The organism is Roseateles sp. P5_D6, from assembly GCF_054049415.1.
Map to the genome: position 1 here is coordinate 32405 of NZ_JBFUMK010000034.1, position 25560 is coordinate 57964.

17 protein-coding genes and 1 pseudogene are annotated in these 25560 nt (G+C 67.5%); 4 read left to right on the plus strand and 14 right to left on the minus strand.

Features of this window, described 5'->3' with window-relative positions; translation table 11 throughout:
• Positions 1–19 precede the first annotated feature (19 nt).
• Positions 20–1174: a CaiB/BaiF CoA transferase family protein gene (locus ACXJKM_RS28710; protein ID WP_457320623.1), complete on the plus strand. Its 1155-nt coding sequence runs from the start codon at positions 20–22 to the stop codon at positions 1172–1174.
• On the opposite strand, the gene ACXJKM_RS28715 is transcribed toward ACXJKM_RS28710, so the two are convergent.
• A complete protein-coding gene (locus tag ACXJKM_RS28715; protein ID WP_056194037.1) occupies positions 1171–1545 on the minus strand; it encodes a VOC family protein in 375 nt (124 codons plus the stop codon). The genes ACXJKM_RS28710 and ACXJKM_RS28715 overlap by 4 nt on opposite strands.
• 103 nt (positions 1546–1648) lie before the next feature.
• Between ACXJKM_RS28715 and ACXJKM_RS28720 the strand changes: the two genes are divergently transcribed.
• From ACXJKM_RS28720 to ACXJKM_RS28730, 3 genes are all read left to right on the plus strand, one after another.
• On the plus strand, positions 1649–2116 hold the full coding sequence (locus ACXJKM_RS28720; RefSeq protein ID WP_457356475.1) for an Lrp/AsnC family transcriptional regulator: 468 nt from the start codon (positions 1649–1651) through the stop codon (positions 2114–2116).
• A 111-nt stretch (positions 2117–2227) separates the two neighbouring features.
• Positions 2228–2956, plus strand: a complete 729-nt coding sequence (locus ACXJKM_RS28725) for an NIPSNAP family protein (RefSeq protein WP_457356476.1) — start codon at positions 2228–2230, stop codon at positions 2954–2956.
• A 5-nt stretch (positions 2957–2961) separates the two neighbouring features.
• Positions 2962–3450 (plus strand): DUF1579 domain-containing protein, encoded by a 489-nt coding sequence (locus ACXJKM_RS28730; protein WP_457356477.1) that lies wholly within the window; start codon positions 2962–2964, stop codon positions 3448–3450.
• Here the strand turns inward: ACXJKM_RS28730 and ACXJKM_RS28735 are convergent.
• The 13 genes and pseudogenes from ACXJKM_RS28735 to ACXJKM_RS28795 all read right to left on the minus strand — a co-directional run.
• Positions 3447–5963: a response regulator gene (locus ACXJKM_RS28735; protein WP_457356478.1), complete on the minus strand. Its 2517-nt coding sequence runs from the start codon at positions 5961–5963 to the stop codon at positions 3447–3449. The genes ACXJKM_RS28730 and ACXJKM_RS28735 overlap by 4 nt on opposite strands.
• A 160-nt stretch (positions 5964–6123) precedes the next feature.
• On the minus strand, positions 6124–7356 hold the full coding sequence (locus ACXJKM_RS28740) for a glycoside hydrolase family 5 protein (protein ID WP_457356479.1): 1233 nt from the start codon (positions 7354–7356) through the stop codon (positions 6124–6126).
• The gene (locus ACXJKM_RS28745) at positions 7353–8936 is read right to left on the minus strand and encodes a GH39 family glycosyl hydrolase (protein ID WP_457356480.1); all 1584 of its coding nucleotides are present in this window, start codon (positions 8934–8936) and stop codon (positions 7353–7355) included. The genes ACXJKM_RS28740 and ACXJKM_RS28745 overlap by 4 nt, the downstream gene beginning before the upstream one ends.
• Positions 8933–10537: a family 43 glycosylhydrolase gene (locus ACXJKM_RS28750; protein ID WP_457356481.1), complete on the minus strand. Its 1605-nt coding sequence runs from the start codon at positions 10535–10537 to the stop codon at positions 8933–8935. The genes ACXJKM_RS28745 and ACXJKM_RS28750 overlap by 4 nt, the downstream gene beginning before the upstream one ends.
• A gap of 61 nt (positions 10538–10598) precedes the next feature.
• Positions 10599–11609, minus strand: coding sequence for a non-reducing end alpha-L-arabinofuranosidase family hydrolase (locus tag ACXJKM_RS28755; RefSeq protein WP_457356482.1), 1011 nt, complete (start codon positions 11607–11609; stop codon positions 10599–10601).
• Positions 11610–11731: 122 nt separating this feature from the next.
• The gene (locus tag ACXJKM_RS28760; protein WP_457356483.1) at positions 11732–13180 is read right to left on the minus strand and encodes an MFS transporter; all 1449 of its coding nucleotides are present in this window, start codon (positions 13178–13180) and stop codon (positions 11732–11734) included.
• Positions 13181–13405: 225 nt separating this feature from the next.
• Positions 13406–14869 (minus strand): GH1 family beta-glucosidase, encoded by a 1464-nt coding sequence (locus ACXJKM_RS28765; RefSeq protein WP_457356484.1) that lies wholly within the window; start codon positions 14867–14869, stop codon positions 13406–13408.
• A 75-nt stretch (positions 14870–14944) separates the two neighbouring features.
• Positions 14945–16312: a GH1 family beta-glucosidase gene (locus ACXJKM_RS28770; RefSeq protein ID WP_200955234.1), complete on the minus strand. Its 1368-nt coding sequence runs from the start codon at positions 16310–16312 to the stop codon at positions 14945–14947.
• A gap of 103 nt (positions 16313–16415) precedes the next feature.
• On the minus strand, positions 16416–17732 hold the full coding sequence (locus ACXJKM_RS28775) for a GDSL-type esterase/lipase family protein (protein ID WP_457356485.1): 1317 nt from the start codon (positions 17730–17732) through the stop codon (positions 16416–16418).
• A 41-nt stretch (positions 17733–17773) separates the two neighbouring features.
• Positions 17774–20092 (minus strand): glycoside hydrolase family 95 protein, encoded by a 2319-nt coding sequence (locus ACXJKM_RS28780; RefSeq protein WP_457356486.1) that lies wholly within the window; start codon positions 20090–20092, stop codon positions 17774–17776.
• A gap of 4 nt (positions 20093–20096) precedes the next feature.
• A complete protein-coding gene (locus ACXJKM_RS28785; protein ID WP_457356487.1) occupies positions 20097–21737 on the minus strand; it encodes a DUF5597 domain-containing protein in 1641 nt (546 codons plus the stop codon).
• Positions 21738–21788: 51 nt separating this feature from the next.
• Positions 21789–24833, minus strand: a complete 3045-nt coding sequence (locus ACXJKM_RS28790; protein WP_457356488.1) for a TonB-dependent receptor — start codon at positions 24831–24833, stop codon at positions 21789–21791.
• A 175-nt stretch (positions 24834–25008) separates the two neighbouring features.
• A pseudogene (locus ACXJKM_RS28795) lies at positions 25009–25560 on the minus strand (xylose isomerase); the annotation flags it as partial.

Consider the following 25560-nt stretch of genomic DNA (forward strand, 5'->3'; position numbering starts at 1 on the left):
TCCTGACGAGCCCCCCGCCGTGAACGCCGCTGCCTTCCCTCCCTCCACCCGACCCGGCCCGCCGGGGCCACTGAGCGGCGTGCGCGTGCTCGACCTGAGTGCCTACATCGCCGGGCCCTATGGCTGCACGCTGCTGGCCGACCAGGGCGCCGACGTGCTCAAGGTCGAGCCGCCGGCCGGCGACAACCTGCGCAACTACCCGTCCACGCTGGCTGCCGAGAGCCGTGCCTTCATCGGCGTGAACCGGAGCAAGCGTGGCGTCGTGCTGGACCTGAAGCAGCCCGCCGACCTCGCCGCCCTGCTGCGCCTGGTGCGCGAGGCCGACGTGCTAGTGCACAACTTCCGTCCTGGGGTCCCTAAGCGCCTGGGCATCGCCCACGAGCAGCTGGAGCTGCTGAACCCGCGCCTCATCTACTGCGCCGTGACCGGCTACGGCGAGACCGGGCCGCTGAAGGACAAGGCCGGCTACGACCAGGTGCTGCAGACGCTGACCGGCATGTGCGCCCTGCAGGGCAAGCGCGGCGGGCCGCCGGAGATCCTCTACGGCTCGGTGGTCGACTACTACGCGGCGGCCCTGGTCGCTTCAGGTGTCGCGTCGGCGCTGTTCGAGCGCGAGCGCAGCGGGCGCGGCCAGTACGTCGGTGTGTCGCTGCTGCGCAGCGCGTTGACGATGCAGTCGGCCCGCCTGGTCTGGGCTGGCGATGAGCCGCTGGACATCGGCCGCGACATGCGCTCGGGCGGCGTCACCGGCATCCACCCGGCGCGTGAGGGCCATATCTATATTTCGGCCAACACAGCGCATTTCTGGGCGGCGCTGTGCCGCATCACGGGCCTGGACGATCTCGCGGCCGACGAGCGCTTCGACACCGTCAAGAAGCGCGCCGCCAACGCCGCCGGGCTGCTGACGAGGCTGCATGCGGCCCTGGCCACGCGCACGGCGCTGGAGTGGGAGGCCTTGTTCGGCGACGAGGTGCCTTGCGCAGCGGCCCGCCAGGTCGAGGACATGTTCCAGCATCCGCAGGTGCTGGCCGAGGGCATCGTCGGCGACCTCGAGCACGCGACCGTCGGCAGCTATCGCGGCGTCACGCGGCCCATCGTCTTCGGCAGGACGCCCGGGCCGGAGCCGTTCGCCGCGCCGACCCTCGGCCAGCACGACGACGAGCTCAAGCCTTAGGTCGCGTTCGTCAGCACCTCGATGCGATGGCCGTCGAGGTCATGGAACATCGCGCCGAAGTAGGTCTCGCTGATGTCGGGCCGGGGGCGTGGCGTGAAGATGTCGCGAGCCGCCGAGGCCAGCGCCACCTCATGTATGGCTGCAACGACGATGCGGTCCGGAGCGCCGAGGGCGATGTGGGCACCGCGCGCCGTTACCGGCTCGTCTTCGGGCACCGGGTAGAGGAAGAAGCACCAGCGTTCGGGTGTACCGAAGGCGGCTTCGCTGCCGGTATCGCGCAGCAGCGCCAGGCCCAGCGGCGCCAGCACGCGGCTGTAGAAGGCCACCGACTCGGCGTAGCGGCGGGTGCCCAGGGACACATGATCGATCATCGGGAAAAACTCCTGTGGGGACGCCTGTCATCCTAGAAAGGGTGCCGCGGCGAAATCCGGCAAGATGCGCGGCTCCCTTGCCGTTTGGCCGCAATTTCCGACGATGACCGAGCTGGACCGCTTTGACCGCCAGTTGCTGACCCTGGTGCAGCAGGATGCCGCGCTGACCGCCGAGCAGCTGGCCGAGCATGTCAGCCTGTCGGCCTCGGCCATCCAGCGGCGGCTGAAGCGGCTGCGCGAGCAGGGCGTCATCCAGCGCCAGGTCGCCGTGCTGGACGCCGCCCAGATCGGCCGGCCGACCACCTTCATCGCCGCCCTGCAGGTCGACAGCGAGCGCCCCGAGCCGATGTCACGCCTGCGCGCCTGGCTGGACGCCGAGGCCGCCGTGCAGCAGGCCTTCTATGTGACCGGCGAGAACGACTTCGTGCTTGTCGTCACCGCCCCCGACACGACCGCCTATGAAGCGCTGATGGCCCGGCTGTTGGCCGATAACCCGAACGTGCGTCGCTACACCACCCAGGTCGCGATGGGCGTGCTCAAGCGCGGCCTCAGCTTGCCGGTGCCCGAATGACGCGGCCTGCGGTTTTCGGGCGCCGATGTCGGCACGTCGTAAAACACGTCATGCATTGACAGGTATGGCGGCGCAGACTGCACGGACCTTGAACTCCGTGGACTCTGAACCATGCCTCTGCCTCTCGAAACCACACCGCCCGTCGCGCCGGACTGTCAGGTCGTCGAACTGCGCCAGTACACCCTGCACCCGGGCAAACGCGACACGCTGATCGAGCTCTTCGACCGCGAGTTCGTCGCCGCGCAGGAGGCCGTCGGCATCCGCGTGCTGGGCCAGTTCCGCGACCTGGACGGGCCTGACCGCTTTGTCTGGCTGCGCGGCTTCGCCGACATGGCCGCGCGCGGCGACAGCCTGCCTGCCTTCTATGGCGGGCCAGTCTGGACACAGCACCGCAACACGGCCAACGCGACCATGATCGATTCCGACAACGTGTTGCTGCTGCGCCCGGCCTGGAATGGCGCCGCGCTGCCTGAGCCGGCGCTGCCCCGCGCCGAACGCGGCGCGACGGCGCTGCCGCCCGGGCTTGTGCTGGCGACGGTCTTCCACCTGAAAGCGCCGGCCGGCCCTGAACTGCTGGGCCTTGCCCGCGGCCCGCTCAGCGATGCGCTGCGCGCCGCTGGTGCCCGACAGCTGGCCTGGTATGTCACCGAGGCCACGCCCAACAACTTCCCGCGCCTGCCGGTGCGCGAAGGCGAACACGTGCTGGTCTCTCTGGCTTTGTTCGATGACGCCAGGGCAGCCCTGTCGCGGGACTTCGCCGCATCACTTCAGCCCTGGCTGGCCAAGCCCACTCAGACCCTGCGCCTGGCGCCCACGGCCCGTTCCGCCCTTCACACCTGAACATCATGATCACGACTTCGACCCCGCAGGACTTCGACTTCTTCATCGGCCACTGGAAGGTCAGCCACCGCCGCCTCAAGGAACGCCTGCTCGGCTGCGAGGACTGGGAAAACTTCGAGGGAAGCTGCCGCATGTGGCCCCTGCTAGACGGCCTTGGCAACATCGACGACAACGTGCTGGAGCTGTCCACCGGCCCCTACCGCGCCCTGTCCATGCGCACCTTTGACCCGGCCACGAGCCAATGGGCCATCTGGTGGGTGGACGGCCGCAATCCGCATCGCCTGGATCCGCCGGTGGTGGGCGGCTTTGCCGAGGGTGTCGGCGAGTTCCAGTGCGACGACGAGCTGCGTGGCCAGCCTATCCGCGTTCGCTACCGCTGGACGAACACCACCACGGGCCGGCCGCACTGGCAGCAGGCCTTCTCGGCTGATGGAGGCCAGACCTGGGAGGTCAACTGGGAGATGGACTTCGAGCGCGTGCCCGATCCCTCCTAACCTTGCTGCGCGCGGGCCGGCGGCGCCACCCAGGCCAGCAGCGTGCGCACCAGCTGGCGCGGATCGATGGGCTTGCTGACGTGGGCGTTCATGCCGGCGGCCAGGCAGTCCTGCACGTCGTGCTCCATGGCGCCGGCCGTCATCGCGATGATGGGCAGGCGGGCGTGTTGAGGCATGGCACGGATCAGCCGCGTCGCCGTCGCGCCATCCATCTCGGGCATCTGCATGTCCATCAGCACGGCGTCGAAGGTCTCGTGCTTGAGGCGTTCCACCGCCTCCCGGCCGTTCTCGGCCACCTCGACGTCGAGCTTGACCATGGACAGGAAGGCGCAGGCCACCTGCTGGTTGACCGGGTTGTCCTCGACGAGCAGTACGCGAGCGCCGTGCAGGGGGCGCATGGTCTCGGCCAGGTCGGCCATGCTGCCGCCTGTCGGCGCCTCTGCGGCCGGCGGCTCGCCGCGCTGCAGTTGCATGAGGGCGTCGAACAGGCGCGATGGTGTGACGGGCTTGACGAGGACCTGGGTGCCGGCGCGGCCCTGCAGCTCTTCGGCGACGCGCTCGCTCGCATGCAGGCTGCCCAGCGCGATGACGGCCGGTGGCGGTGCGCCGCGCTCGGCCGCGATGCGGCGGGCCGTGTCGACGAAGTCGGCGCCGGCCGTTTTCCAGTCCAGCAACAGCAATTCGTAGGGGTGGGCCGGGTCGGCCTGGCGCAGGCGGTACAGCGCCTCGTCGCCGAACGAGGCCACGCCGACCTGGAAGCGCCAGCTCTGCAGCATCTGTTGCAGGATGAGGCGCTCGGTGGGCTGGGCGTCGACGACCAGGGTGCGCATGCCGCGGATGCGGTGCAGGTCGATGCGCTCGGCGCCCGGCCTGGCCTTGCCGAAGTCGCAGGTGAAGGAAAAGGTGCTGCCCTGGTCGGGCAGGCTGCTGACCTCGAAGCTACCGTCCATCAGCTCGACGAGGCGCTTGCAGATGGCCAGGCCCAGGCCGGTGCCGCCGTAGCGGCGCGCGATGGAGGCGTCGGTCTGGCCGAAGACCTGGAAGAGGCGATCCACCTGCTCGGGCGTCATGCCGATGCCGGTGTCGCGCACGCTGATGCGCAGCCGCATGCGGCCGTCGTGCTCGCCCACCAGGTCCGCCCGCACGACGATCTCGCCGCGTGGCGTGAACTTGATGGCATTGCCGACGAGGTTGTTCAGCACCTGGGTCAGCCTCAGGCTGTCGCCCACCAGGCGATGCGGCAGGCGCTCGTCGAACTCGAACAGCAGGTCCAGCCCGGCCTCTTCCAGCCGCGCCGAGAACAGATGGCCGACGTTCTCGATCAGCTCCTCGGGGCCGAACTCCTCGGCCTCCAGCGTGATCTTGCCGGCCTCGATCTTGGAGTAGTCGAGGATGTCGTTGAGCAGGGTCAGCAGGGCCTTGGACGAGGTCTGCACCTTGCCGAGGTAGTCGCGCTGGCGCGGGTCCAGCCGTGTCTCCAGCACGAGGTTGGTCAGGCCGATGATGGCGTTCATCGGCGTGCGGATCTCGTGGCTCATGCTGGCCAGGAAGAGGCTCTTGGCGGCGTTGGCGGCCTCGGCCTGGTCGCGTGCGGCAGCCAGCGCCTCGCCTTGGGCGTGGTCGGCCTCGTAGGCCTTGAACAGGCGCGCGTACAGCGCGCTGTTTTCCAGCAGCAATTCCATCAGCACGACCGAGCTGGCCAGCAGGCCGTAGATGCGGCCGGCATAGAAGCCGAGGTCGAAGCGCGCCGCGTTGAGCATGGCCGACAGTGCGATGTCGAACAACCAGGCGAGGCTGACCACCATCAGCCACAGGTCCAGCACGGTCCGCGGCTGCTGGCGCCACAGTGCGGCCAGGGCGACAAGGCTGAAGGCCCAGACGCAGCCGACGGTGACCTGGAAGGCCAGCGAGTAGCGGCCGCCCACCAGCAGCTCGGGCAACCAGTCATGGCCCAGCGTGGTCATCGCGATGCAGCCGGCGCCGGCCAGCAGCGTGAGTGCGGGCCAGGTCAACGTCGGCACGGTGAACTGCGGCCTGCTCTTCAGCGCGACATAGCCGAGCACGAAGAGCGGAAAGCAACCATGCCACAGCATGTAGAGCCAGACGGTGGTTTGCGTCGTCGCACCGAGCAGGCCGTTGGCGCTGAACAGGCCCGGGAAGCTCAGCGCATGGGCCGTCGCCATCGCGGCGGTGAACAGATAGCCGCAGCCCAGCACCAGCAGGGCCTGGGAGCGCAGGATGCGGTACTGGCCGAACAGCAGCACGGCCGTGATGAGGTCGGTCAGCACCAGGGCCGACTCGTAGATGGGGATGAAGGCCGGCACCGCCGCCAGCTTGAGCTTGGCAAATGGCAGCAGGGCCGCGAACACGGCCACCGACAGCAGCGCGACGATCAGCGTATGACGGCGCTCGCGCGGGCCGGCCGGCTGGTCCAGCAGAAAGGCCGGCCGAGCGTGCGCCGGCGCGGTTTCAGTGGGAACACCGCCCTCCCGGGGCAGGCTGCTTGATTCCAAGTCGGCTCCCTGAGGCGCCCGAGGCTGCCGGGCTTGCTAACAGGATAGTCGAACTGCGTGGCGGCTCGCGCGACGGGTGACGCCCGTTTACACCTTGAGCTGAAGCGCCGCCCTCACGGGATGGCGGCGCCGGCGTCCCGTGACGGGCAGGGTCATGGGGTCACCCCGTCAACGCGTCCAGCACCTTGGCGTCCAGCACGACGTTGCGGCTGCGATCCAGCAGCGAGCCCGTGTCCCAGTAGAACGGCACCAGGCCGAAGGCGCGGGACCTCTGCGCCACGGTCTTGCAAAAGTAGGCGCGGCTGGCCTCGTGCAGCCGCAGCGCCTCGCCGGTCAGCGTGGTGCGGTGCTGGGCGCCGAACTCGCCGACGATGACGGGAATGCCCTTGTCGACGAAGCGCGTCTTCATCGAGCCGAGCAGGCTGTCCACCGCGTCCTCCTCGCCCCAGGTGGGGTTGTGGGCGGTATCGGTGGTGGAGTGGTTGCCCTGGCCCCAGTAGAAGAACTGGTTGCCCCAGGTCTCGTCCTTGGTCATGCCGGCGAAGTTCCACGGTGTGTAGTAGTGGATCTCCGCCATCAGCCGGCCGCTGGTCGTGTCCATCGGCCAGCCCGTCATCAGCTGTTTGGTGAGCTCCACATCGGTCGACGGCCCTTGCACGACCAGGTTGCGCCAGGCATTGCGGCCGCCGGTGGCACGCACGGTGTCGATGAAGGTCTGGTGGTAGCTCATCAGCACGGCCATCTGTTCGGCCGTCTTGACGTTGGGCTCGTTGGCGCTGGCAAACAGCAGCCGCCCGTCGAAGTCGCGCAGTTGGGTCGCGATCTGCTGCCAGAAGGCCCGCTGCTTGTGGTTGTTGGCGACCTGCCTGTCGGGCGTGCAGTGCTCCTCCAGCCAGCCGCCGTCCCAGTGGATGTTGACGATGACGTGGAGGTCGGCGTCGATGCAGTACTGGACGACCTCCTTGACGCGGGCCAGCCAGGCAGGGTCGATCCTGGCGGTCGTCGCATCGGCGTACTGATCCCAGGATGTCGGCAGCCGGACGGCGTTGAAGCCGCTGGTCTTGATGAACTGCACGAAGTCGCGCGTGATCTTGGGGTTGCCCCAATAGGTCTCGCTCTTGCCGCCCATCGCTTCCAGCGTGTTGCCGATGTTCAGGCCGGTGCGCATCTTCTGCGCGGCCTGCACGGCCGAGTCGGCCATGCCGGTGGTGTCGGCCGCCGCGGGCGCGATGCTGTAGTCGGGATAGGGCGAGCCGCCCGGGGCGGGGGCCGGCGCGGGTGCGGGTGCGGGTGACGGTGCGGGTGACGGTGCCGCGCTCACCGCTGCGCCGCCACCTCCGCCGCAGCCCGCCAGGCCGGCCGCAAGGCCCAGTACGGCCTCGCGCCGCTTCATGGCGCCATCTTGCTCAGGCTCAGCAGCACGACGTCGTGGCTGCGGAGTTTCAGCGTCACCGTGGCCGAGCCATTGGCGCCGACCTGGAGTTCGCGCTGCACTTCCGGCTTGTCGGTCGTCAGCCCCTGCAGCGTGGCGAGCTGCTTGGCGTCGAGGTTCTTCGGCGAGCCCATTTTCAGGTAGGCGGTGTGGGCGTCGTTGACCTCGAAACCGGTACGGCGCTGCGTCAGCTGGTAGCGGCCGGGTGCCAGATGGCGCAGTTCGACGGTCGCGCTGCCCGCGTCCCGGGCCGGCTGCGGCTTGCCGAAGAAGCTGCGGTTGCTGGCCGTCTGGTCGGGCTGGCGCCAGTCCCAGACGATGGCTTGCAGCTGGTCGCCGTCGGTCGCGGCCCAGGTGGAAGAGTCGCTGGTCGGCACTTCCTTGCCCTGCAGCGCGGCCAGGTAGCGGTAGGCGAACCACACCGGCTTGCGGATGCCCTCACGCGTCATCAGGCCGAAGCCGCCGTGGAAGGGTGCGTCCGGCGGGCCGGGTTCCTCGAACAGGTCGCTGTAGACCCAGTAGCTCATGTGCTGGGCGAGTCCTTGCGAAGCTTTCAGCTTGCTCAGCACATAGGGCGCGCTCATGTACGAGTCGTGCACCAGGTCGCGCGGGTTGTAGCTGGTGCTCCACTCGGTGAAGAACAGCGGCAGGCCTGGCAGGTGCGAGGCTTCGATCTCCTTGCGCACGCGCCGCACGTCACCGACGATGGCGTCGGGCGACTTGGACAGTTTCCGGTCTTCCTTGCCGAACTCGTCGAGGAAGCCTTCATCGACGCCATAGGTGTGCGTCGTGATGAAGTCCACCGGCGTGTTGGTGACCTTGGCGTGGGCCAGGAACTCGGGCACCCAGGCCGCGCCGGCGGTGGATGGGCCGCCCACGCGCAGCAGCGGGCTGACGGCCTTGATCGCCTTGGCGGTGCGGGTGTAGAGGTCGAAGTAGGCCTTTTGATCGGCCTTCTCCCAGAAACCGTCGAGGTTGGGTTCGTTCCAGACCTCGAAGTACCAGTCGTGCACCTCAGCCGCGCCGTAGCGCTCCAGCAGGTGGCGGATGAAGGCGTCGATGAGCGCCACCCAACCGGCGGGCTCGGGGTGGGAGGTGTTGCCCTGCCAGTAGAAGATCTTGTTGTCCGAGGTCTTCAGCGCCAGCGGCGTGAAGCCCAGTTCGACGAAGGGCTTGATGCGCCGGGCCAGCATCGCGTCGTAGAGCTTGTCGATGCCGGTGAAATCGAACACCAGCTTGCCCGCGGCGTCGCGCGTCACCGTCTTGAACACGTCGTGGAAGATGGCGTGGAAGCGCAGGTAGCGGAATCCCAGTTCATCGACCGCGGTCTTCAGCTGCGCGAGCGCATCGGGGCGGTAGGTCGTGCCGGGGTAGTCGGCGCCGACGCAGTGGTCGAAGAAGCGGTCCAGCGGCTCCTTGGCCTGGGCCACGTCGAGCACGATGCGGCGCTGTTGCGGTGCGGCAAGCGTCATGGGGGCAACCAGGGGCAGGGCGGTGGCGGCCAGCAACTGGCGGCGGCGCAGGGAGCGGAGTGAAGTCATGTCGGGAGTCCTCTGTAGACGAAGTTGCGGGCGCGCACCTCACCGGCGCCGGCGCTGAACAGCGCAGGCCGCAGGCTGACGAAGCCGCCGAACACGTTGTGATGCAGGCCGGAGACCTCCATCTGCCAGGAATGCTGTTTCCAGCTCTTGCCAGCGTCGTGCGAGGTGTGCCAAGTGATGACGTTCTCGCGGTTGACGAGGCGGATGTGCACACGGCGGGTGGCCATGTTCTCTCGCATCCACGAGTGCTCCTGGCCATAGCCATAGGTCAGCATCTGCGTGGTGCTGAAGCCGAGGCCGACGTGGCCGCGCTCCTCGTAGAACAGCGCCAGGCCACCATGGCCGTCGCCGATGATCTCCAGCTCAACACTGACCTCGTAGCTGCGGTCGCCGCAGGCACAGGTCAACGGCGAGGAGTCGGGCAGGGCCTTGCCTTTGCCGCGGATGGTCAGGGCCTTCTCATCAAAGCGCAGGCGCTTGGCTTCATCGGGCCCTGGCGCATGGAAGGCCCATTGCAGGCCCAGCTTGCCGCTGGAGAAATCGTCGGACAGCGCGAAGCCCGCGGGGCCGCGTTTGCCACCGCGCGGCTTGGGCAGGGGCTTGTCCAGCGTGCCGCCCTTGGCGCGCGGCCAGCCGTCCTGGGTCCACTCGACGGGCTCCAGCAGCGCCTGGCGGCCCAGCGTGCGCATGCCGTTCTCGTAGCCGTGATAGACCATCCACCAGTCCCCCGCCGGCCCTTCGACGAGGCTGGCGTGGCCGCGCGACCACCAGGGCTCGGCGGCGCTCTTCGTGCGCACGATAGGGTTTTGCGGGCAGTCCTCCCAGGGCCCGTGGACCGAGCGCGAGCGCGCCACGGTGACCATGTGGCTGGTGGGCGGCCCGGCCGTGCCGCCGACGGCGGAGACCAGATAGAACCAATCGCCACGCCTGAGCAGCTTGGGCCCCTCGGGCGCGAACATCTCGACGACCCAGTCCTTGGGGTATTGCCAAGGTGTCCAGGCGTTGTTCTCCAACGCGCCGTCGGTGGCGAGGCCATCGTCCTTGAGCCGCACGCGGCGGCCGCCGTTGACGAAGAGGTAGCGCCGTCCGTCCTCGCCGACGACATGACCGGGGTCGATGCAGCCTGGGATCTTCAGATCGATGGGCGCGCTCCATGGCCCGCGGATGTCGTCGGCGTGGATGACATAGACGCCCGTGCCGGCGTCCTGCAGCACCGGGATGTAGATGAAGTAGCGGCCCGCGTGTTTGATCAGGTCCATCGCCCAGACGGTGCCGATGGGCTGATGCAGGGCCGCGGTGACGGGCGTCCAGTTCACCAGGTCCTGGGAGTGCCAGATGACGGCGCCCGGATAGGACTGGAAGGACGAGAACGTCATGTAGTAATCGGCACCGTCCTTCAGGATGGTCGGGTCGGCGTGGTCGCCTGGCACGATGGGATTCAGATAGGTCCCATTGCCCAGGTCGGCCTTGCGCTGACCTTCGATGCCAAAGGCGAAACTACGAGATCCGGGCGTGGCATCCGTCGTCGACGCGCGGGCAAGCGTGCTTGAGCCGGCCGCAGTGCCGGCCAGGATGGCGGGAAACGCACGGCGAGTCCACATCGATGTCTCCAGGAATGTTGTTCGAATCAGGCGCTTGCGGTGGGCGCGGCAACGCGGTCGTTCATTTCTTGCACATCGCGCTGATGGCATTCGGGGCCGTGGCGGTGATCAGCCCCAGCCGATAGGGCAGTTCGATGTATTCGTACTTCTTGCCCTTTTCCATGTCCAGGCCCTGGAAGAGGAATCTCAGCGGCTTGCAGGGGTCGATGGTCAGCGTCTGGTCGACACCGTCGCGGATCATTTCTCCATGGGATACGCCTTCGGACCAGATCCGGCCGTTGAACTTGACGTTGTCTGCGCCGGCGAACCTGTTCATCTCGGCGCCGGGAACGGGCTGCCACTTGCCGTCCAGGCGATCAGCGGTCCAGGCCCGGAAATACCGGCCGCCTGGCCGCATGGCCTCGATCAGCGTCAGGTACTGGTTGGTGCCGGCGATCTTGTAGGTGTTGCTCGCCTCGAACATGTCGTCGCGCTTTTCCTTCATGACGACGACCGGCTCGGAGAAGCCCTGAGGGAAGCGCTCGATCGTCGTCTCGCCGCGATAGAAGCTGCCGTTGTCGCCGGTGAAGAAGAGGTGGCACTTCTTGTCGTCGCAGATATTCCAGAAGTCCAGCCAGGTCGCCTGGCCCTTGTCGTCCTTCACGCTATCCGGGATGGTCTTGTAGAAGGGCTGCGGTGCCGTCCATGAGCGGGGATCGTTGATGTCCTTGGTCGTGGAATACAGCGGGTCGCCGCCCTGGTAGATCAGATACCAGAGCTTTTGCGGCGCGAAGTAGAAGACCTGGGGTGCGGCGCGGTAGCCGGGCCCGATGGGGGACTTGTCGAGCATGAACAGAGGCGCATTGGGTGCGTCCTCCCAGCGGGCAAAGCTCGCGTAGGCCATGCCCCAGCCATTCGTCCCCGCCGTGGTCATGAAGACGTGGTAGCGGCCGTCGTGATAGACGATGGAGGGGTCCTTGACGCCAAAGATGTGCTTTGCGTCGGCCGGCGGCCTGACCAGCGGCTCGCTGGATTTCCATTCGAAATCCTGGGCCCGATTCGCGGGCTCCGCCGCGTGAGCGAAGGTGCTCAATGCCAGACAGGAGGCAAACCAGAGTGCGTTGAAACCGTTCAAGGGAGATTTGTAATTGCGCATGACTTCAGCGATGGATGTTTTCGGGCTTGATGTTTTCAGTGAATCGGTGCGTGCCGGCGTCATACGCGCCCCCGCGTGGCTTCCAGCTGCACGCGGATCTCGGCCATGCGCTGCTCGGTCAGCTCGAAGCGCAGCAGCGACACCAGGGCCAGCACCAGGCCGATGACCGGAATGCTGGACAGCAGGATGCGGATCATGAAGATGGCATTCGGGTCTTGTGCGCCCTCCAGCTTGGCGTCAAAGCCGGTGAACTGCAGGATCCAACCCGACGCGCCCCAGCCGATGGCCATGCCGACCTTGGAGATCCACGACTGGCAGGCCGAGAACGAACCTTCGCGGCGTTGGCCGGTCTGGAGCTCGTCATAGTCGACCACGTCGCCGAGCGTGGCGTTGTAGAGCGTCCAGAAGCCCGCGCCCGTGAAGGCGACGAAGCCGCAGGCCAGCAGCTGCAGGTAAGGCAGCGCGGGGTTGTACAGCCACCAGTCGCCGATGAAGGCGCACATGGCCAGCAGCAGCACCGTCGCCAGGCCGGCACGCTTGCCGTGGCGGCGCGCGATCCACGCGAAGAAGGGGATGCCCGCAAAGCCGAAGGCCATGCCCGCCAGGCCCATGGCCGTGTTCCACTTGGCGCCCTGCACGATGTCGCCCTGGCAGACGTAGTAGATGGTGGCGTAGTAGCCCAGGGTGCCGACCATGGCCGTGCCCATGCCATAGGCCAGCATCATGCCCAGGATGCGTCGGAAGGGCTTGCAGCGCAGCGTGCGCCACAGGGTGTCGGCAAACGGGATGTGTGTCTGCGTGCGCGCCACCAGCTTCTCGTAGTAGCGCTCGCGCACCAGCAGGAAGATGGCGATGGACACCGCCACCATGATGGCGCCGAGGATGGCGCAGTAGGTCTGGGCGCCGCGCAGGAGGTCGGGCTTGCCGGTGCTCGCGTCATTGAAGATCGCCAGCGTCGTGAACTGGGCGGCGAAGAACATCGCCAGCTCCGGACCCTTCTGGATGGCGTTGCGGATCGCCATGACGGTGGTGCGCTCGTGGTAGTCCGGCGTCATCTCCGCGCCCAGGCTGCTCCAGGGCATGTTGAAGCAGCTCATCACCGGCACGTAGATCACCATGCTGACCAGCATGAAGATGAAGTACTCGGATTGGGTCCAGCCCTTGCCGACGGCGAACATCAGCGGCAGGCCGATGCCGGCCAGGATGCCGCCGACGAGGATGAAAGGGCGCCGCCTACCGTAGCGGGTGCGCGTGTTGTCGGAGATCCAGCCGAATACCGCGTCCGAGCCGGCGTCGATGAAGATCTTGATCATCTGCACCGTCGAGATCAGGCCAGGGGCCACGCCGAGGAATATGTTGAAGACCTGGTAGGCCAGCGACGGGTAGAGCCAGTGGCCCCACATGTCCAGGATGGAGCCCAGGCCGAAGCCGATCTTCTGCCGCATGGGCAGGCGGTCGGCAGGCGGTACGGCTTGCGCCACGTTCAGAGTCAGGGTTTGCGGATTCATTTCAGTGTCCAGAATTTGCGGACCGAGCGCCGGGCCGCTCCCAAGCCGGCCCGCGTTTGGCGATGTGCTCGCGGCTCAACGCCGCGAGCATCGCCGTCCCCGCGGGGGCTGAGGCCGGACACATCGCGCCCGGTGGGCGGGATGTGCCTGCCGAAGGGCTGCGGCGCAAGGCGCAGCGCGGTCTGCAAGACCGGCCAAGGTACGCCTTGGACGAGGGGCTCCATCTCACAGGATTTTTCTCGTCTTGATGACTTCGGCGTAATAGCGCGCCGACAGCTTGGGCGTGCGGACCTGCGTCTTGAAGTCGCAATGCACGATGCCGAAACGGCGCTGGTAGCCGTCTTCCCACTCGTAGTTGTCGATGAAGGACCACAGGAAGTAGCCCTTCAGCGGCACGCCGGCGGCGATGACGCGGTGGGCCTCGCGCAGGTGGCTGCGCAGGTAGTCGCGGCGATGCAGGTCCAGCACCTCGCCGTTGACGACCGGCTCCTCGTCGTAGCCGCAGCCGTTCTCGGTGATGTAGAGCGCCTGGTGGCCGTAGACCTCATGGCTGAAGCGCGTGCCCCAGTAGATGGACTGCGGCACCAGGCGCAGCCAGGTGCTGTCGGCGCGCGGGTAGTTGACGGGGTGGGGCAGGGCCTCGTAGGCGGCGCCGTTCTTGCCGGCGCGCACATAGGTGCCGCTATAGATGTTCAGGCCCAGGAAGTCGGTCGGCAGGCTGATGAGGTCGAAGTCGCCGGGCCGCACGTCAGGCGCATCCGCACCGACGTGTGCCAGGAAGTTCGCGGTGTACTTGCCGGCATGGATGGCGCCCAGCACCTGGGCGTTCCGGTCGACGAACCATGCTTTGGCGGCGGCGATGTCGGCCGGTGTTTCCGTCACGGGCACGGACACCCCGCAGTTGTCGGTCAGGCCGACGACGGCGCCCGCGCCGCCGAACTTGCGCACCGCACGCACGCCATGGCCGTGGCAGAGCAGCGCGTGGTGATAGGTCTGGTTGACGACCTTGGCGCTTTCCTTGCGGCCCGGCGCCTTACCGCCGGTGCCGTAGCCAAACAAGGTGAAGCAGACGATCTCGTTCAACGTGATCCAGTGCTTCACCTCCCCGGCGAAGGCCTTGACGACGGTGTCGGCATATTTCGCAAAGGCGTCGACGGTGACGCGCGACGTCCAGCCGCCGCGGTCTTCCAGCGCTTGCGGCAGGTCCCAGTGGAAGAGCGTCACCCACGGCTCGATGCCGTGCTTCTTCATGCTGGCAAAGAGGCGGTGATAGAAGTCCAGCCCCTTCTGGTTGAGCGCGCCATCGCCGTTCGGGTAGATGCGTGGCCAGGCGATGGACAGGCGGTAGGTCTTGAACCCCAGCGAGGCCATCAGCGCGAAGTCCTCGTCGAAGCGGTGGTAGTGGTCGCAGGCGACGTCGGGCGTGTCGCCGTTGTGGACCTTGCCGGGGATGCGGCTGAAGCGGTCCCATACCGACTCGCCCTTGCCGTCCTCGAAGGCCGCACCCTCGAGCTGGGCGGAGGCCGCGGCGACGCCGAAGACGAAGTCCGGCGGGAAGGGGCTTTCGTAAGTCAGCCCGCACTGTGCGCCACGGCGCTGCGGCGTGGCGGCCAGCGAAGCTGTGGCCAGCGCGGGCAACGCGGCGGCGGCGAAGAGTTGGCGGCGGCGCAGGGGGCGAAAGGAAGTCATCTGGATGGTCCTCGGTAGGCCGCACGTGGGGCGAAGGCCCGCCGCGGTGCGAGGGAATATAGGACCCGCTTCATTTCAGAGGATGCGACGTTCGCGGATCACATCGGCGTAATAGAGCGCCGACAGCTTCGGGGTGCGCACCTGCGTCTCGTAGTCGCAATGCACGATGCCAAAGCGCCGCTGGTAGCCGTCCTCCCACTCATAGTTGTCGATGAAGCTCCACAGGAAGTAGCCCTTCAGCGGCACGCCGTCGCCGATGGCGCGGTGGGCTTCGCGCAGGTGGCTGCGCAGGAAGTCGCGGCGGTGCAGGTCCAGCACCTCGCCGTTCACGACCGGCTCGTCGTTGTAGCCGCAGCCGTTCTCGGTGATGTAGAGCGAGGTGTGGCCGTAGCACTCAGCGGCCAGGCGCGTCGCCCAGTAGATGGACTGCGGCACCAGTCGCAGCCAGGGGCTGTCGGCGCGCGGGTAGTTGACCGGGTTGGGCAGGGCCTCGAAAGCGGCGCCGTCCTTGCCGGCGCGCACATAGGTGCCGGTGTAGATGTTCAGGCCCAGGTGGTCGGTCGGCAGGCTGATGAGGTCGAAGTCGCCGGGCTGGACCTGGGGGGCGTCGGCGCCGACGCGGTCGAGGTAGTCGGCCGGGTAATGGCCGGCATGCATGGCGCCCAGCACATGGGCGTTCTTCTCCAGGAACCAAGCCTTGGCCGCGGCGATGTCGGCCGGCGTCTCGGTGACGGGAATGCAGACGTCCAGGTTGTCCGTCAGGCCGACGACCGCACCCGCGCCGCCGAACTCGCGCACCGCGCGCACGCCGTGGCCGTGGCACAGCAGCGCGTGGTGGAAGGTCTGGTTGACGACAGCGGCACTCTCGGTGCGGCCCGGCGCCTTGGTGCCCCAGCGATAGGCCAGTTCGGTGAAGCAGCGGATCTCGTTCATCGTGATCCAGTGCTTGACGACGCCGCCGAAGGCCTTGACGACCGTGTCGGCATAGCGACCGAAGGCGTCCACTGTCACGCGCGACGTCCAGCCGCCGCGGTCTTCCAGCGCCTGCGGCAGGTCCCAGTGGAAGAGCGTCACCCAGGGCTCGATGCCGTGYTTCTTCATGCTGGCGAAGAGGCGGTGATAGAAGTCCAGGCCGGCCTGGTTCAGCTCACCGTCGCCGTTCGGGTAGATGCGCGGCCAGGCCAGGGACAGGCGGTAGTGCTTGAGCCCCAGCGACGCCATCAGCGCGAAGTCCGCGTCGAAGCGGTGGTAGTGGTCGCAGGCGACGTCCAGGGTGTCGCCGTCATGCACCTTGCCGGGCTGGCGGCAGAAGCGGTCCCAGATGGATTCGCCCTTGCCGTCCTCGAAGGCCGCGCCCTCGATCTGCGGCGCGGCGGCGGCAACGCCGAAGAGGAAGTCGGCAGGGAAGGGGCTGGAGTAGGTCAAGGTGAGGTTGTCTGTCAAGGAGCCATCCTGCGGCAATGGGGCGGTTGCGACGATGCCGCGGATGAAATCGGAGGAGCTAGAGGCAGTCATAGCGATCCAGGAGAGGGAGAGTGCTCGGCCGTCAGGGCGTCAGCCACGGGGTCAGGGTCGCTGTCAGGCTGCGAGCCCATATTTCATAGCCTTGCGGGCTGAGGTGCAGCCAGTCGGGCAGGATGTCTTTGGAGAGTGTGCCGTCCGGATTCGCGAGCGCGCGGCCGATGTCCAGGAAGACGATCCGGCGGCCATCGGCCAACGCGGGCAGCAGCGCATTGATCCTGTCGTTGTGCCTGCGGGTCAGGTCGTCGGGCTTCTCGCCGCGTGGGAACAGGGCCAGCAGCAGCACCTTGGCCAGGGGCTGGCGCTTGCGGATCTCGTCGAGGTTCTTCTGGATACCAGCCACCGTGAAGGCCGGGTCTTCCAGCCGGTCGCCGGTGTTGTTGGTGCCGATCATCATGACGACCGCCTTCGGCGCCATGCCGTCCAGCTCGCCATGCTGCAGTCGCCACAGCAGGTTTTCGGTGCGGTCGCCGCCAAAGCCTAGGGCGACGGCGTTGTGCTTCGCAAAATGCGTTGCCCACGCAGCCTTGCCTTCGTTCTCCCAACCCTGTGTGATGGAGTCGCCAAGGAAGACGAGGTCCACGCGCCGGCCCGCTTCGCGATGAGCCTTGATCTCGGCGAGCTTCTGTTCATGGCGCGGCAGCCACCAGTCCGCGGCCCAGGATTCCTGCAGCCGTTCGGGCGTGACGGACTGGGTGCGGTGGTCGGGGCAGGCGGTGGTCGCCTTGCCATTTTTGTTGATGCGCAGGTGGGCAATCTGCAGCTCGCCGTTGCCCGTGCCTTCCAGCGCGAAGGGCACGTTGACGGCGCTGAAATCGTCGCCCTCGCGCCAGAAGCACTTCAACGCAAAGGACAGGTGCTGACGGCCTTTGCCGATCAGCTCTCGGCCGGCGAACAGGAAGGGGATCTTGCGCTCGCAAGGAAACGCCGGGCCGTCCCAAGTTTCCTTGGCCCCCTCGGGGGGTGGGCTGGGCGCAGCCCGGCTTTGGGGGCGTCCACGGCCATTGCCGCAACCCAGCTTGAACTTCATGCCACCATGGGCGAGATCGATGACATTCAAGTCGAATTCGACGGTGCCTTCGGCCAGGTAGGGCCGCAGGTCCAGCGGCGGGCCGTCCTGCCAGCGGGCCTGGGCGATCCAGGAGTTGCTGAACTGCAGCGTCAGCGCACCGTCAGCGCTACGGCGGGCCGCGACGTGGCTGTCCGGCACGCGTGGGTTGGCGGGCTTTGGCACGGTGACGCGGTCGCCGACGAGCTTGGCCTCGCCCTCGAAATCGGTGACGGCGATCTGCCAACCCTTGGCGGGGCGGCCGACGTCCAGATCCAATGACTGCGCTGTCATTGGGAGCAGGGCAGCGAAAGCGAGCAGGAAGCGATTCATCATCAGAGCAAGTCTTGGGACGACAGCGTGCGCGACTGGCCGGGCTTGAGCTTCAGTGCGACGACGCGCTCGCCGATGCGAACGCGGCCGCCGCCCGCGCCGGCCACCGAGCGTACGGTGGCGCTCTTGATGCGACCGTTTGCCCAGGCGATGTCGACCTCGAAGCCGCCGCGGGCGCGCAGGCCCTTGACCGAGCCTTGCGGCCAGGTCGCAGGCAACGCGGGCAGCAGGTCGATGACGCCGTCCTGCGATTGCACCAGCATCTCGGCGATCGCGGCGGTCGCGCCGAAATTGCCGTCGATCTGGAAGGGCGGGTGGGTGTCGAAGAGGTTGGGGTAGGTGCCGCCCTGGTTCACCTCACCACCGGCGCGGGCGGCCCGGGCACCCGGCGTGGCCAGCAGGCCGCGCAGCAGCGTGTGCGCATGGTCGCCGTCGCGCAACCGCGCCCAATAGGCCATCTTCCAGGCCATGGACCAGCCGGTGCTGACGTCGCCGCGGGCCTCCAGCGTCTTGCGCGCCGCTGCGGCCAGCTCGGGCGTGCGCGCCGGAGAAATCTGCCGGCCGGGGAAGAGCGCGAACAGGTGCGAGACGTGGCGGTGCGTGTCCTTGGGCGTGTCCAGCACGGCGTCCTTGAGCTCGGCCTGCCATTCCAGCAACTGGCCCCAGCTGCCCACACGCGGGCCGGCGAGGCGGTCGCGCAGCGAGGCGGCATGGTCACGCGCGGCGCGGTCGCCGAGCACGTCGGCGGCCTGGGCCATGTTGTCGAAGTGGTCCCACAGGATCTGCTGGTCGTAGGCGACGCCGTCCTGGATGGGGCCGTGCTCGGGCGACCAGCCGTTGGGTGCTACCAGCTTGCCGTCCGCCGTCTCCGCCAGCCGGTCTTCCCAGAACTCGCCGACTTCCTTCAGCACCGGCCAGGCCACGTCACGCAGGAAGGCCTTGTCCTGCGTGAAGGCGTAGTGCTCCCAGAAGTGGCGGGCGTACCAGGCGTTGCCCGTCATGTTCCAGAGGTAGGTCTGGGCGCCGAAAGGGTTGGTCGCAGTGCGCAGCGCCCAGCCGCGCATGGGCTTGCCCGTAGCCGTCACGAAGGTCTCGATGGGGGGCTGCACCGAGTTGTCCCACGGGGGTGTCTCGGGCGGCAGGGCTTTCGGGTCTTTCAGTGCCAGCGCGGCGCGTTCGGCGACAGGCCGGCGCCAGGCGGGGATCAGGTTCTGCACGAAACGGTGCAAGGGCTGCGCCGTCTCTGCCAGGTTGGTCGGCTCGGCCGGCCAGTAGTTCATCTGCAGGTTGATGTTGCTGTGATAGTCCGCATTCCATGGCGGCGTGAGGCTGTCGTTCCACAGGCCCTGCAGGTTGGCCGGCAGGGAATCGCGCGAGCTGGAGACCAGCAGGTAGCGGCCGTATTGGAAGTACAGCGCCTCCAGCTCGGGGTCGCCGCCGTCCCGGGTGTAGGCGGCCAGGCGGGCGTCGGTCGTCAGCGCCCGGCGCTCGGGCGGGCTGGTACCGAGGTCCAACTGCACGCGGCCGAGCAGGCCTTTGACGTCGGCCTCGTGCTCCGCCTGCAGCGCCGGCCAGGATTTGGCGGCGGCCGCGGCGACCTGGGCCTGCACGCGTGGCAGCGGCGCCGGGCCGTCGACCCGGCCGTCGGCATGGCTGGTGCCGGCGCCGAGGACGACAGTCAGCGCGTCGCAGCCGCGGAACACCAGGGTGTTGCCGTCCACCGTCACCGAGCCGCCATCCGGCACGACGCGCAGCTGGCTTGCATAGGCCAGGCCGTTGGGCAGGCGGCCGGTGGCGGTGAGGGCGGCGCCCACTGCGGAGAGCGCCGCACCGTGCCGGTCGGCCAGCGTGATGCGGCCGTTGTAGCGGCCCGGCTGGTCGGCGCTGAGGCGCCAGGCGATGACCTGGGCCGGCTGGCTGGCCAGGGTTTCGCGCGTGAAGCCGGCGCCGGCCTGGCGGTAGCTCAGGCGGTGCCGGGCGTGCTGCAGGTCGAGCTGGCGGCGGTAGTCGGCCACGGGCGCGTCGGCGCCGTCGAGTTCGAGCACCACGTCGCCAAACGCCTGATAGGCGCCCAGCGCCTGGGCATCGCCCGTCCACAGCGTGATGTCGTTGAACTGCAGCCGGTCGCGGGCGACCTGGCCGAACAGCATGGCGCCGATGCGGCCGTTGCCGATGGGCAGGGCCTGCTGCTCCCAGCCCTGGGCCGTGTCGGCTGCGGGGCGGTCGTAGCGCAGCACCAGCTCGCCCGCCTGCAGCGGCAGGGCGAGGCAGCAGGCGAGCAGCGTTGCAGCGGCCCGCAGTGATCGGAGGCTCTGCTTCATAGGCTCAGCGCGGGCGGCCCATCTTGACCTTGAGCATGACGGGCTCGGCGGGCAGGTTCAGGCCGTAGTCGACCTGATCGCCGTTCCAGACGCGCTCCATGACCCAGCGCCCCTGGTCGTCGAAGCGGCCCTGCTCGGTGCGCAGCATGAAGCCGTTCTGGCCCGGCGCCGCCTCCATCCGCACGCGGGTGCGTTGGCCGATGACGAGGAATTCGTCGTCGCCGATCTGCGCGATGGCGACGCCGCCGCCGGGTTGCTCGGTGCCAGCGGGGAACTTGTCGGTCATCTTCCAGCTGGTCTCGCCGAACTGCCATTCGCGATAGCTCAGCTTCGCGACCCAGCCGGGGAACTCCAGCAGCTGCGGCTTGCGGTCATCGCTCTCGGCGGCACCACGCGTGCGGCCATCAAAGGCCCATTGCGCCCATTGCCGCTGGATCGGGGCGAACATCTTGAAGACGCGAGCGAAGGGCTCGACCATCTCGCGGTCGGTCGATGTGGAGCCGAGCGGGAAGTTGCTGTAGTTGAAGTAGTCGATGCCGAACGGCGCCACGCCGAGGGCGCCGTGCCCGAGGACGGGGTAGAGGTAGCGCGCGTAGATGGCCGCGTTGCCGATCTCGGGCACCCACAGCGCGTTGTCGACGCGCTGGAACAGGCGCAGGTTGGCGTTCACCTGCTCGGACTCGGGCCGATAGATGTCGGGCGCGACGATGTCGAGCGCGGGTGCCGCGGCCTTGTAGATGTCGATGACGTCCCAGGTCGGGCCGCCACTGGCGAAGTCCTTGTTCCAGGGCTTGGGCGGCTGGTCCAGCGGGTTGCGCAGCGCGTTGTTGACGTACATCGGCAGGTCGTAGACGGCTTTGCCGGCCGCGGCGATGTCGCCGATGTAGCGGGCGATGGCCCAGGCGTGGAAATACTCGTCGGCGTAGTCGCCGTAGACGGCGCGCCAGTTGCCGCTTGCAGCGCCCGGCACGGCGGCTTTCTTGCGTGCCAGCACGGCGGCGGGCACGGGCTGCGCGAAGGCCGCCTCGGCCACCTTGCCGAAGTCGCGCACCAGGCCATAGGTGCCGACTTCATTCTCGACCTGCACCATCAGCACGGTGCGCTCGGCCGAGTCGATCTTCTTCAGATGCGCCATCAGCGCGACGAAGGCGCGCTTGTCGGCCTTGAGCGTCTCGGTGCCGAAGGGGCTGAGGCTGTAGTTGGACTTGCCTTCGCGGTCGACGTTGAAGGGGAAGCGCTTGGGGTCGAGCTTGACCCAGGCGGGCGTGTACTGGGCGCTGGTGTTCTTCCAGGTGGCGAACCACAGGATCACCAGGCGCTGCTTCTGTCGGCGCGCCTCCTTGACGAGCGTGTCGACGAAGCTGAAGTCGAATTTTCCTTCCTCGGGCTCGACCTGCTCCCAGGCCACCGGCATCAGCACGGTGTTGGCCTTGACGTCCTTGGCCGCGTCCCAGACGGGCTTGAGCGCGCCGGGGTAGTTGCTGGAGTTGTGCGCCTGCGCGCCCAGCATCAGGAAGGGCTTGCCATCCACCAGCAGTGCGTGGCGGCCGTCGCGCTCGACGAGGCGGGGCGCCTCGGCGGCACCGGCGGCTTGCAGGAAGAGCAAGCCGGCCAGCACCGCCGAGAGAAGTGCGTTTCTTTTCATCGGGATTCCAGGCGCCCGGCGATCCTGCGGACCGCCGGGCGCAAACCAAGGTCAGAACGTGTAGCGCGCCGTGACCACGTAGCGAGGGCCGGTGTAGAACAGACCACGGGTCATGTAGCCGACATGCTGCTGCATCAGCTGGCGCTGGCGGGCGGAGTTGAGGTTCTGCGCCTCCAGGCCAAGTGACAGCTTGTCGTCGAGCAGCTTGTACGACACGCTGCCGTCCAGCTGGCCATAGCTTTCAGCCCAGACCGGCAGGCCCCAGGCCACGTTCCTCTGGCCGAGGTTGGGGCTGCTCGGGTCGGTCACCAGGCCGTCCGTGCCCTGCGTGCCGTTCACGTTGACGGCCTGCAGGTAGCGCGAGCGCCAGCTGTAGGCCAGGCGTGCGGACAGCGGGCCTTGGTCATACATCAGCTGGAGGTTGAAAGCCTTGCGCGACAGGCCTTGCAACGGCAGGTTGCCGAACTGGCGGCCGTCGGTGTCGCAGCCGTTCAGGTTCAGGACGAAGTTGTCCGCCGAGTTGCCACCGCTGCAATACATCGAGCTGACCGGGGTGTTCAACTTGCTCTTGCTGTCGACGTAGGTCACGTTGCCCTGCACGCCAAAGCCCGAGAGCCAGCCCGGCAGCTTGTCGAAGTAGGTCTGGAAGGCCAGCTCGATGCCGTTGATCTTGCCGTTGGCGCCGTTGACCGGGCTCGTGACCTGGAAGTCCTGCAGGTTGCCGCTGACATCGGGCAGGCGGAAGGTCGACGTCTTGTTGATGACGATGTCCTTCAGGTCCTTGTGGAAGACCGCCGCCGTCAGCGAGCCCACGCGGCTGAAGTACCACTCGCCCGTCAGGTCGGCCTGCGTCGAGCGGGTCGGCAGCAACATCGGATTGCCCTTGGCCGAGCCGGTCTGCGTGACGCTGGTGACCGTGGTGCCGGTGGTGTTGATCGTCTGGCCCAGCGTGGTGCTCGCCTGCAGCCTGTCGAAGTCGGGGCGCGAAATGGCCTTGGCGAGGGCGAAACGGAACTGCAGATCCTGCGCGGCCTGCAACTTCAGGTTCAGGCTGGGCAGAACGTCCGTGTAGCTGTTCTTGAAGGTCTCAAACTTCTGGTATGCCGGGATGTTGGACACCGGCACGCCGCCAAGGCCGAGCTTGGCCTGCTCGGTACCGGCAAAGGAGGTGTAGCCGAGGGCGCTGTTCTGCGTCCGCACGACCCGTACGCCCACGTTGCCGTCGACCGGCACATTCCATTCCTCGAAACCGAAGCGCAGCTGGCCGTAGGCAGCCTGGGTCTTCTCGCCCTGCTGGTTGCCGCTGCCGTTCTTGATGTCCTGGTTGAGGTCACTGCCCAGTCCTTCCGGTGTGAAGGCGAACGGCCACTGGCTGCAGGCGTCGGTGCTGAGGCCGGCCGCAGTCTGCTTGGCCACGCAATTGTCGGCGCCGTACTTGTGCAGCACGGAGTAGGAAGCCGGGAAGCCGGCGGCCTGGGCAACCGACGGGAAGACGACCGACGGCGGATTTGGTACTTTGCCGCCGAAGAAGTTGTTGAAGGTGTTGGTGGTGGTGCCGCCGGGGTAGTCGCTCAGGTACGCCGGGCCACCGGTCGTCCAGGGCGCGGAGATGGCCTGCCAGTGGTAGCCGGACGGGTTCGTCGAGCTCTTGGCCACGCGGTCCGTTAAGCGAAGGCCGAAGCGCAGGTCCTGTAGCACCGGGTGTTCGAAGCGGTACTTGGCATCGCCCTTCCAGCTCTTCTGCGTCCCGATGCCGCGGTCCAGGTGCTCCATCGTGAAGCTCCAGTAGTAGTTCTTCGGGTCCGCGAGGTAGGCACGGTCGGCCGCGTCGAAGCTCAGGCTGGGCGTGCTGCCGCTCAGGTCCAGGACTTCCTTCTGCATGCCGACGCCGGTCGCGACGGTGGAGTCCAGGCTGCGGGTGGAAGCCTTCACGTACTGCAGGTCGGACGTGAAGCTCCAGCGGTCATTCGCCTTCCAGTTCACGCGCCAGCCGAAGTCTTCCGTCTTGGAGTTGCGGGTGGCCGTGCGGGTGTCGTCGTTGAAGTTCAGCAGCGACCCGTCCCTGTTGGTCAGCGTGCCCGAGACCAGGGCGCCCTGGTCATTGAACTTGCCGTTGTTGACGACGATCAGGTAGGGGTCGGTGCCTGCAAAGATGGCCTGCTCGTCCCACTGCATGCGGTACTTGGACTGGAAGTACGTGAACGAGCTGTCGATGTCGCCCTTCTTCCACTGCAAGGCGCCGTACAGGCCGTCGCGCTTGCGTTCGAACTCCAGCGTGCGCCATTGCGCGCCCTTGGGCACCCACAGATAGGTGCCGGGCGGCTGGCCGGCCACGGCATCGGTGCGGGGGTAATAAGGTTCGATCTGGAAGAAGTCGGAGCGTGTCGCGCTCTTGGAGCTGGCGACGTTCAGCAATGCACCGAAACGGCCGAAGTCGGTGTCCCAGCTGTTGGCTAGCAGGCCGCTGGCGGACGGCTTCTTCTTGCGGTTGAGGCTGGTGTAGGCCTCCTGCACGGTGACCGAGCCCTTGAAGCCCTGGTAGTCGAAAGGCAGCGCCGTGCGCAGGTTGACGAGGCCGCCGACAGCGCCCTCGATCTGTTCGGCCGACGGGTTTTTGTAGACGTCGATGCCGGCCATCAGCTCGGGCGGCACGTCTTCGAAATTAAGTGCGCGGCCGCCGTTGGCGGAGAAGGTGTCCCGGCCGTTCATTTCGGAACGCACGTAGGACAGGCCGCGGATGTTGACGCCGGAACCTTCCACCGAGTAGTGCTCGGGGTCGTTGCGAGCCATGGTGCGCTCGATCGTCACGCCGACGATGCGCTGCAGCACTTCGGTGACGGAACGGTCGGGCAGCTTGCCGATGTCGTCGGCCACGATCGAATCGACGATCTCGTCGGAATTCTGTTTGATCTTCTGTGCCGATTCGAGCGCCGCTCGGCGGCCGCTGACGACGACGGTTTCCAGGTTGGTGGTGGGTGCGGATGCGGCGGCGGCGGGGGCCGGCGCGGTCTGCGCCATCGCCATGCCGCTGCAGAGCAGGGCGGCCTGGGCGGCGGCAAGGGATACAGCGGTTCGGCGGGGATGGTGATGTGTCACTTTGTCTCCTCTCGTTGTCGTAGGGCTCTAGGCCCGTGTCGTACTGCTGGTTCGGGGAAGCAAGGAAATCAACATCGCCCAGGTCGACAGGCGCATGGCTTTTGAGCGAGGGTGTTCGTCATGGGCAGCGTGTCGGCTCGGGTGTGTTGGGCGGGGGTGAATCGGTGATCGGCGGTCAACCGCAGAAGCGGTTGACCWGGTTCTCGAAGACTTCCTGGCGGCCGGACACGGGCGCCACGTCGGTGTTGGCGGCGAGCACCTGGTCGGCGAGCTCGGTCAGCGAACGCCGGCCGTTGAGGATGTCCTGCCCGGCGGGCGCGTCCCAGCCGGCGTAGCGGCTGTCCACGGCGGTCTTCAGGCGCCCGTCGTTGACCATCTTCTCGGCGATCAGCAGCGCCTGCGCGCACACGTCCATGCCGCCGATGTGGCCGTGGAACAGGTCCTCGGCGTCGATGGACTGGCGGCGCACCTTGGCGTCGAAGTTCAGCCCGCCCGAGCCCAGGCCACCGGCCTGGATGACGTGGTACAGCGCGATCGCCGTCTCCGGCACGTTGTTGGGGAACTGGTCGGTGTCCCAGCCCAGCTGCGGGTCACCGCGGTTCATGTCCAGGCTGCCCAGGATGCCCAAGGCGCCTGCCGTGGCGATCTCATGCTCGAAGCTGTGGCCCGACAGCGTGGCGTGGTTGGCCTCGATGTTGACCTTCACTTCCTTCTCCAGGCCGTAGCG

What these genes read in the sequence shown, in the direction of transcription:
- ACXJKM_RS28725 (WP_457356476.1), top strand. Translation starts at nt 2,228, where the DNA reads ATGCCTCTGCCTCTCGAAACCACACCGCCCGTCGCGCCGGACTGTCAG.
- ACXJKM_RS28765 (WP_457356484.1), bottom strand. Translation starts at nt 14,869, where the DNA reads ATGACTTCCTTTCGCCCCCTGCGCCGCCGCCAACTCTTCGCCGCCGCC.
- ACXJKM_RS28785 (WP_457356487.1), bottom strand. Translation starts at nt 21,737, where the DNA reads ATGAAAAGAAACGCACTTCTCTCGGCGGTGCTGGCCGGCTTGCTCTTC.
- ACXJKM_RS28780 (WP_457356486.1), bottom strand. Translation starts at nt 20,092, where the DNA reads ATGAAGCAGAGCCTCCGATCACTGCGGGCCGCTGCAACGCTGCTCGCC.
- ACXJKM_RS28750 (WP_457356481.1), bottom strand. Translation starts at nt 10,537, where the DNA reads ATGTGGACTCGCCGTGCGTTTCCCGCCATCCTGGCCGGCACTGCGGCC.
- ACXJKM_RS28720 (WP_457356475.1), top strand. Translation starts at nt 1,649, where the DNA reads ATGACCGAGCTGGACCGCTTTGACCGCCAGTTGCTGACCCTGGTGCAG.
- ACXJKM_RS28730 (WP_457356477.1), top strand. Translation starts at nt 2,962, where the DNA reads ATGATCACGACTTCGACCCCGCAGGACTTCGACTTCTTCATCGGCCAC.
- ACXJKM_RS28760 (WP_457356483.1), bottom strand. Translation starts at nt 13,180, where the DNA reads ATGAATCCGCAAACCCTGACTCTGAACGTGGCGCAAGCCGTACCGCCT.
- ACXJKM_RS28740 (WP_457356479.1), bottom strand. Translation starts at nt 7,356, where the DNA reads ATGAAGCGGCGCGAGGCCGTACTGGGCCTTGCGGCCGGCCTGGCGGGC.
- ACXJKM_RS28745 (WP_457356480.1), bottom strand. Translation starts at nt 8,936, where the DNA reads ATGACTTCACTCCGCTCCCTGCGCCGCCGCCAGTTGCTGGCCGCCACC.
- ACXJKM_RS28775 (WP_457356485.1), bottom strand. Translation starts at nt 17,732, where the DNA reads ATGACAGCGCAGTCATTGGATCTGGACGTCGGCCGCCCCGCCAAGGGT.
- ACXJKM_RS28715 (WP_056194037.1), bottom strand. Translation starts at nt 1,545, where the DNA reads ATGATCGATCATGTGTCCCTGGGCACCCGCCGCTACGCCGAGTCGGTG.